The 5,734-nt window shown below is 43.0% G+C and carries 5 protein-coding genes; all 5 read left to right on the top strand.

What is annotated here, in order from left to right; all coding sequences use genetic code 11:
• Positions 1-1,023, top strand: a 1,023-nt coding sequence (locus AB7E53_RS10745; protein WP_446775605.1) for a RagB/SusD family nutrient uptake outer membrane protein, incomplete at its 5' end; no start/stop codon positions are given.
• Between the two features lie 62 nt (positions 1,024-1,085).
• The gene (locus tag AB7E53_RS10740) at positions 1,086-2,567 is read left to right on the top strand and encodes a DUF5018 domain-containing protein (RefSeq protein ID WP_350456180.1); all 1,482 of its coding nucleotides are present in this window, start codon (positions 1,086-1,088) and stop codon (positions 2,565-2,567) included.
• Between the two features lie 3 nt (positions 2,568-2,570).
• Positions 2,571-3,920, top strand: coding sequence for a Gfo/Idh/MocA family protein (locus tag AB7E53_RS10735; RefSeq protein ID WP_068186840.1), 1,350 nt, complete (start codon positions 2,571-2,573; stop codon positions 3,918-3,920).
• Positions 3,917-4,615, top strand: a complete 699-nt coding sequence (locus tag AB7E53_RS10730; protein ID WP_446775603.1) for a 3-keto-disaccharide hydrolase — start codon at positions 3,917-3,919, stop codon at positions 4,613-4,615. The genes AB7E53_RS10735 and AB7E53_RS10730 overlap by 4 nt, the downstream gene beginning before the upstream one ends.
• A 210-nt stretch (positions 4,616-4,825) precedes the next feature.
• Entirely contained in the window at positions 4,826-5,158 is a 333-nt protein-coding gene (locus AB7E53_RS10725) for a hypothetical protein (protein ID WP_079684134.1), read from the top strand.
• Positions 5,159-5,734 lie beyond the last annotated feature (576 nt).

The following is a 5,734-nucleotide window of genomic DNA, read 5'->3' as shown; positions in this document are numbered from 1 at the left end:
GCTTACCAATTATATAAAACTACAACCGGCGACACGCCTTTTATGCAGGCCATCAACTCCTATTCGGGAATTTTTTTCGAATTATGGAACGACGAATTGATTTTTGCCCGCTGGGATGGCGACGGCTACAGTTGGGGTGTTCGTGCTGCTCCCCCCATGGTATTAAAAGAGGGATACGGAGGTTATGCACCTTCAATTAAACTGGTAGACACCTATCCGATGGGTGAATCCGGCCGATATCCTATAACCGGATACAAAAGCAATGGGACTCCTATTATTGACGAACTTTCAGGATATCAGGAAGATGGATTCGTAGATAATTATACACATCCAATAGACGGAACTCAGATAAAGGCACACCACAGTGTGATAGGCAGGGATGCCCGTTTCTACGCATCCATATTATGGAATGGTATGAACTGGATCAATACGTTCAACGGCACCAAACTGGTTACGTTCTACGATGGAGGAACCTCTTCGTTCAACAACAAGACCGGCGACTTTGTAAAGGTTGGTTATATGTTCAGACGTATGAGCGATCCGCGTAACGACACCGAAAACGGTAAATGGGGTAAATTCAGCTGGCCTTTCTTCCGTCTGGCCGAGATCTACCTGAACTATGCCGAAGCATGCAACGAAATGACCAACCGGAATGAAGCCGAAGCTCTATTATATTTCAATAAGGTAAGAAACAGAAGCGGACTGAATAATATCGAAGTGGCCTACCCCGAGATAATCGGCAATCAGGCACTTTTCAGGGAACTGCTGCGTAAGGAAAGAATGGTTGAATTAGCCTTCGAGAATCATCGTTATTACGACATCAGAACATGGATGATTGCACCACAGGAAAGCAACGGTCCACGTTTCGGACGCGAATTGAGGGCTAAGAATTTCGAAGACTCATGGAAAAGAACCAGCGAGATCTGTTCACCCATTGTTTTCGAACCCAAGCACTATTTTTTCCCTATCCATCAGAATCAATTGAACGAGATGAAAAACATCACTCAAAACTATGGATGGTAAATTGCAGCGAATCCTGCAGTCATTAAAGTATTAATTCAGTTACGAATAATAAATCATATCATATGAAAAAGAATTTAGCATTTATTATTTTACTTGTTTCTGTTCTATTTTCCGCTTGCGAAGATAACAGGATGGAGGGAATGATGGATGACCAGTTTTATCTTCTGAAAAATGGTGATTACATTTTGAAAGCCTACCGGCAGAAGAGTCTGGTTGATTTCGAAGTTTCTATATACAAAAGTGGGATGGGCACAGCAAGTGGAGAGGTAACCTTTGTGGCCGACGAAAGCGTGCTGAGCAATTACAATACAGCCAACGGGGTTTCATACAAACAGTTGCCGGCCGACTGCTATACAATAGACAACAGCACGGTTCAGTTCGACCCCGAAACCGTAAGCAAGAAAGTAAAGATCACGCTGGATGTTAAAAAGGTGGAAAGCCTGCAAGGCATCGGAAACAAGCAATATGCCATTCCGCTCAAGATCTCAACTACCAGCGGCATATCTGTTGTTGCAGACAAGTCGGAGCTTATCTTAATTCCTGAAATCAGCGGCGGAATCAGACCGAACAGCGAAAAGTTGCTTTGGTCCAAGTCGTTAACCGAGATGGGCATCAGCGGAACCGACCATTTTACGGCCAGCTTTGCTGTAACCTCCTCCTACTTATTTGTAAACTCCCGTAATGCCGACCTCAAGTATTTCAATAAGCTTACCGGCGAATACGTTGGAACAATCGCATTGCCGTTTAAGGGCAGTCTGGCCAACTTCACCATTGCCAACGACGATAAAGACAACCTGCTGATTACCAATCTCCGAAACAAGAACGACGGGAATCCATACCAGCAGCTTATCTACCGAATTACGGGAACCGGAGATCCGGTTGAGTATATCAACTCGTCTCATATCTATCCTAACGGTCGGAAATTATCCATCAAGGGAGATCTGGATGGTGATGCGTTGATTGTATCCACTATCGAGAATTCATCCAAATTCCTCTACTGGACAGTTAGAAACGGTCAGCTTGTTTCGCAGGATCCGCAGGTATTCGAAACCCAACCGGGCACTATCGCATGGAACCTGTTTGGTGATGCTATGCCACTGGGAACAGATATCTCCAACGGATTCTTCATTGCGGGCTATGGTACTTTACCGGGATTGGGCTATTTTGACAATCAGGGGAATATGGTATCGAAATACGACCTGAAGAATGGAGAGCTGGATCCGGGCGCAGGATTCTCAACCCAGGCACTTGACCTAACCACCTTTAATGCCGCCACTTATCTGGCTGTGGGAACGGTGGAAGGAACTCTGTATATGAACGGCCGTCTGCTGGACGTAACCTCTCCCCAAAACTTAAGCCTCAACCCACTGGATTCTTACCTGTTGGCTTTCCGGTTAAACAAATTCGGATGCAATAACAATGCGAATATGACCGGCGATATCCATGTGAAGACTTCGGGCGACGGACAAACTATGGAGATGTACGTACTAGGCACCAACGGCAGTATTGTAGCTACTCAGTTTGACTGCAAATCGGAAGATTAACAAATGAAAACGAGCAGAAGAATATTTATCAAGCAAGCACTGGCCGGAAGCACTTTATTGGCTTCCGGTCAATGGCTTCATGCCGGCAGACAGACTTCTGTCCTGCAGGAAACGGCCGCTGCACCTTCTGTTATCCGCCTTGCCCTGATAGGTAAAGGAGGTATGGGAACCGCCGATACCAATACGGCACTTATGGTTGAAGGTGTAAAGCTTACAGCTGTTTGCGATCTGTACGACAAAAGGTTGGAGGATGCCAAAAGAAGTTGGGGCGACAATCTGTTCACCACCAAAGATTATAAAGAGATCTTGAAAAGAGACGATGTGGATGTTGTAATTGTTGCCACGCCCGACCACTGGCATCAACCCATCTCCATCGAAGCGATGAAAGCCGGCAAACACGTTTATTGCGAGAAGCCGGTGGTACACAAGGTGGAGGAGATTAAAGAACTGGTTGCCACACAGCAGCAGACCGGATGCTACTTCCAGCCCGGAAGTCAGGGAATGGCCTCTCTTGGAAACCGGAAAGCCCGTCAACTTGTTTTATCCGGACTAATCGGAAAGGTAAACAGTATCGAAGCCAAATTTACAGCCGTACCTACCGAGCCGGGCAAATACTCAATTCCGGCCGATGCCAGCGAAAAGACCATTTGGTGGGAACGCTTTTTAGGCAATGCACCCAAACATCCGTTCCAACCTCAGCGGTTCTTCTATTGGCGCAACTGGAAAGAGTATGGAACCGGTATTGCAGGCGATTTATTTGTACATGTTTTAGCCAGTGTAAATTTCATTACCGACTCCAACGGTCCGGATAAAATTTACACCACCGGCGGCATCTACCACTATACAGACGGCTACAGGGATACGCCGGACATTATGATGGGATATTTCGACTATCCGGATAAAAATAATGTGGGAGCCTTCACCTTGTCGTTGTCGGCCAACTATGTGGATGCCTTTTCCAAGGAATGGGGCAGCACCTATTTCAAGATAACAGGCAACAAAGGGATGCTGGAAGTTGGCTGGGACAAAGTAGTACTGCACACCATTAAGGATGCGGACCTTCGGGCAATTGAAGAGCTGCCTGCCATCGGACAGGGAATAGACCAGGCTAAAGCCGAAACAGCCAATAAGGTGGTATTCCAGACAGAAAACGGATACAAAGGCGGGCACTACGACCATTTCAATAACTTCTTTAAGGCAATACGTACCAAAAGCCAGCTTACAGCCGATGTAATGTTTGCGGTTCAGTCTGCCGCCCCGGCCTTGTTAAGTTATAAAAGTTATCAAAGCGGACTTCCGGTTTACTGGGATTCCGAGAAATTGAAAATCAGCAAAAACAGAAAGAGAAGATGAAGTACAACGTGACATTAAATTGGATCTTGTTTTTTCTCATTGTATGCACGGTTCAGGTACAAAGTCGGGACAAAACGGATGAGAACAAGATTTTCAAACTGAGCAAATCCGAGAAAAAAGAAAATTTCAGATTTCTCTTTGACGGATCTTCCATGGATAACTGGGTGGGCAACAAAACCGAATATGTATTGGAAGACGGATGCATTGTTATGCGACCTCAACAAAACATAGGAGGCAACCTGTACACCAAAGATTCCTTTGATAATTTTGTTTTACGCTTCGAATTCATGCTCACCCCCGAGGCTAACAACGGTCTGGGTATCCGTCACCAAACGATGGACGATAAGAACTATCAGGGAATGGAGCTGCAAATATTAGATAACGAAGCACCGGTGTATGCCGACTTAAAACCCTATCAATATCATGGTTCGCTGTACGGATATGCACCTGCCAAGCGCGGTTTTTTGAAAAAGACCGGCGAATGGAATCAGCAGGAGGTTATAGCCGATGGATCCCGTATTAAAATTACACTCAACGGAGAAGTGATATTAGACACAGATATCAATGAGGTAACCAAAGATATCCCGGCAGAGAAAATTCAAAAAGGTTTGCTTAACAAGAACGGCCGTATCGCATTTCTTGGACACGGATCGGTTGTAAAATTCAGGAACATCCGAATAAAAGAAATCCGTTAGTTATAATAAATTACACTACGATTATGGAATCAACCACTGTCGTAGTGTAATTATTTCTCTGCACGAACTTATAATTTCAACTATTAGATATCTTTTTTGATTAAAAATGATAAAAAAAAGCGCTATACATATTGTAATTATGCGGACAACAAACTATCTTTACACTATTAAATAAACCTGTTGACTCCAATGGATTTAGCTTGTTAAATTATGAAAATACAACACTCACTTTTAGTATCGGTATTTGTTATCATTGCAATCGGAACGCTATTTATGTCTATTGTAAAAAAAGAGACCAAGAAAGGGATACTCTCGGAAGTTACAATGGTCGCAAATAATAAAATAGTTTTACGTTTTGATAACGACAGCTCCCTTTATTACGTTAACATTTACGAAGAGCAAATCAATGTTTCGAAATTTAATTCTCAATACATTGGGAAACCCCTCGAGATTAAGTACAACAAACCTATTTTTTTCGACTCAAACAATTATCCTGTAATTTGTGTCAAGGCCGATTCTAAAACTCTTTTTTCAATCGACTAATTAATAGTGTAATAAAGTAATAGGAAACAATGGCCAACAAAGCAAGTCATTGGCATTGGTGTGTCGTTATTTAAAGTCAGAAACCTGTCCAACTCGAATTAATTGCGAAAACATCTGTCATCCTTCATTTTTAACCTCAAATCCCTTTATTGAAGCGGCTTCCGAGAATGAAAGATGCCTGTGACAGATCCTTTTCATCTATCATCTGTAAGCAAATTATCCTACAAACAGCACCAGGTCTTTAACTCCCTCCTCCCCTTGTGCTGAATGAGTTTCGGATTCAATTCTCCAACTCAAATCAGAAATATATAAACTACTCTCACAAATGGATATTCCGAACACCCGTCGTTAATTTTCTCTGCAGACGCTTACAATGTTTCCTGCCTAATAACAATTACCGATACTTAAGAGAATAAATCTTTTTATCCGGTATTTAAATACTTAGGCTTGTATCTATTCGGTGTAGTACGTGTCTTATTATATAGTATAATAGAGTTTCTTTGTCCTCAAAAAAAATGTCATATAGTGTATTGTATTATCCAGATCGTAATGAGAAGTTACTATCATTACTTTCAG

The organism is Macellibacteroides sp. (assembly GCF_050251695.1).
In the GTDB taxonomy this organism is placed as follows: Bacteria; Bacteroidota; Bacteroidia; order Bacteroidales; family Tannerellaceae; genus Macellibacteroides; species Macellibacteroides fermentans.
Note: the sequence above shows the minus strand (reverse complement) of the source record. Positions and strands in the feature narration are given on the sequence as shown.